Annotated in this window: 2 protein-coding genes; both read right to left on the minus strand. The window is 72.5% G+C overall.

Annotated elements, in window-relative coordinates:
- Positions 1-227, minus strand: a 227-nt coding sequence (locus tag FNX44_RS25930) for a hypothetical protein (protein WP_143651412.1), incomplete at its 3' end; no start/stop codon positions are given.
- Positions 228-276: 49 nt separating this feature from the next.
- Positions 277-2,610, minus strand: a 2,334-nt coding sequence (locus FNX44_RS28340) for a DUF6049 family protein (RefSeq protein ID WP_194362480.1), incomplete at its 5' end; no start/stop codon positions are given.

The raw sequence follows: 2,610 nt of genomic DNA on the forward strand, positions 1-2,610 counted from the left end.
TCGTAGCGGCTCGCGGCGGCACCGGGCGGCGGAGGCGGCGGCGGGTGCTCACGGTGGTCGTACAGCGCCTCGTCCACCGGGTCCTGCGCCGCCGGGTCGCGGCCCTGGAACGGGTCGCGGCGGTAGGCGTCCCGGACGTAGGGGTCCTGCCCGCCGTCCTGTCCGCCGCGCTGCCCGGCGTACGGGTCCCGGCCCTCGCCCGGCTCCCGGTCGTACGGCACGTTCACTGCTACCCCACCTCGTCGTCCGCGGGCTCACCACGGTCCCACACCTGGCTCAACGGTCCACCTTCTCACCCGTGCCGGGGGTGTCGGTGTTCCCCGGCCCGGACGTGTCCGAAGAGTCACCCGAGTCGTCCTCCGGACGAGCGGTCCCGGTTGACGCTGCCTGTCCGGTCGACGCCGTCCGCCCGGTTGACGCCGCCTGCGCGCGTGACGGCTCCTCTTCCTGTGACGACTCCTCCGCGGCGGCCGACGGTTCCAGCGGCGCGTCGGGATCCGGCTGCGGACCCCGCCGCTTGCGCTGCGTGTACATCCGCACTCCGGCGAGCACCACGAGCAGCATGCCGCCCGCGATGACCAGCAGCACGGTCGAGGTGATCTCCGTGACGTCGACCTGGAAGCTCATCGGCGGGCCGTAGGGCTTGTTGTCCTTGGTGAAGAGCTGGGCCTCCATGGAGTAGCGGCCGTTGGCCTTGGCGGTGGTGTCGAACTTGATCGACTGGCTGTGCCCGCCCTCCACGACGACCGGCTTGACCTCCTCCTTCACCTCCAGACCGAGTCGGCGCCCGGACGTCAGCCGCAGCTCCAGGCCGTCCACGGGCTGGATGAGGTTGTTCTGGACGGTGACCGGGATGGTCGCGCTGCGCCCGGAGAGCGTCATCCGGGACTTCTGGACCAGCCTGACCTGCCGGGTCAGCTCGGTGAGGTGCGCCTGGACCGACTCGCGGTAGGCGGCGGCCTCCGCCGGCCTGCCTCGCCAGGACGTCGACAGCTCCCGGCGCAGCGCCCCGCCGAAGGGGGTGATGACCCGGTCGTCCTGGCTGAGGATGACGGTGAAGTCGTCCAGCGTGGAACGGGTGCGCTGGATCTCCTCGAAGGCGTCGGTCTCCAGCTCCTGCTTGCGCAGGTTCGCCGGGTAGGAGTCGGCCGACGGCACCTGCTGCTGGGCCTTCGGGTCCGGCTTGGCCTTTGCGGCCTCGCCGAGTTCCGCGAACTCCGCCCAGCGGCCGTTGTCGGCCAGCGCGCGGACGGCCCGTGCCATCGTCCGTGCCTCGCTGACGCTGGGCATGCGCTGGGGTGCGACGACGATGCTGCGCCGCGCGTTGGGCTTCTGCTCGGTGATGGACAGCGTCTGGGCGAGGAACCGCTGGACCGCCTGCGTCGAGGCGTCGGCACGGGTGAGGTCGCCGCGGAACAGCTTGGACAGCCGGGCGTCGGCGGACACGGCCGTCACCCCGCCGCCGATCGGCCGGGCGGCCGTCGGGGTGTAGGGCAGCCCGCCGGTCTCCCGGAGGCTGTCACTGCGGGTGAGGATCTTGCGGGCGCCGGCGGAGGTGGCCACGGACACCACGGACGGGTCGAGTGCGCCCTCCACCGGCCAGGCGAACGAGGTGTTCGGGGTGGTGTGCAGGATCGTCTCGACGGTCTTGACGGCGGCCTCGGTGGCGGGCCGCAGATGGTTCAGGGCGCCGCTGACGGTACGCCCGCGGTGTGCGAGCGAGGCCAGGTCCGGATCGCCGAAGGGCAGGGCGACGACCTCCCGCCCCTCGGTGGCCCGCTGGAGGTCGTTCAGCCAGGCCCGGGCGGCCTGCTGGCTCTGTCCGGCGACAACGCCGTCGGGGGTCTCCACCTTGTACGGCTTGGTCATGGCGTCGACGGTGGCGAGCAGGTCCGGGTCGACGACCCAGCTCACGGGCAGGTCGCGGCCGAGGTTGACCATCTGGTGCAGCCGACCGCCCGGCGAGATGTCCGCGGCGAGACCGTCGTCCCGGAACACGGGGGTCTGCTGCCGGTTCGACTCGGTGCGCGCGGTCATGTGCGCGGAGGAGATGAGCGGCCACACGAACGTCAGCTGGGTGCGGGTCTTCGCCTCCGCGGTCTGCCAGGGCAGGAAGGTCCGCTCGATGCCGAGGACGTGCGGGTAGGCCTCGGCCTGGTTCTGGCCGTTGAGCGCCACCCCCAGCTGGTACACGCCGTCCGCGTCCAACTCCAGCCGCTTGACGGGCACGGTCAGGGTGAAGGACCTGGTCTGGCCGGCGGAGAGGTCGTCGACGTCGAGGCTGGTGTTCCGGCCGGTGACCTGCTCGCCGTCCTGGCCGGGTCGGAAGCCGGTACGGCTGCTCGCCTGCTCGATGGCGCTGCGGGTGTTGAGCCGCTGCCCGGAGTAGAGGACGATCCGCGCGTCGGTGACCGTCGACCGGCCTCGGTTGGTGACGGTGCCGCTGACGGTGAGCGTGTCGTTCTTCTGCGGGGTGACCGGCGTGACGCGGTTCACCGCCACCTCGACGGTCCGGGAGCCGGTCGCCTCCGCGGTCCGGCCCGTGGCGGCGCTGGTACCGGTGGCGGCGCTGGTACCGGTGGCGGGGTTCGCGGTGCCGGGGGCCTGGGG

The organism is Streptomyces alkaliterrae (genome assembly GCF_007097205.2).
GTDB lineage: Bacteria > Actinomycetota > Actinomycetes > Streptomycetales > Streptomycetaceae > Streptomyces > Streptomyces alkaliterrae.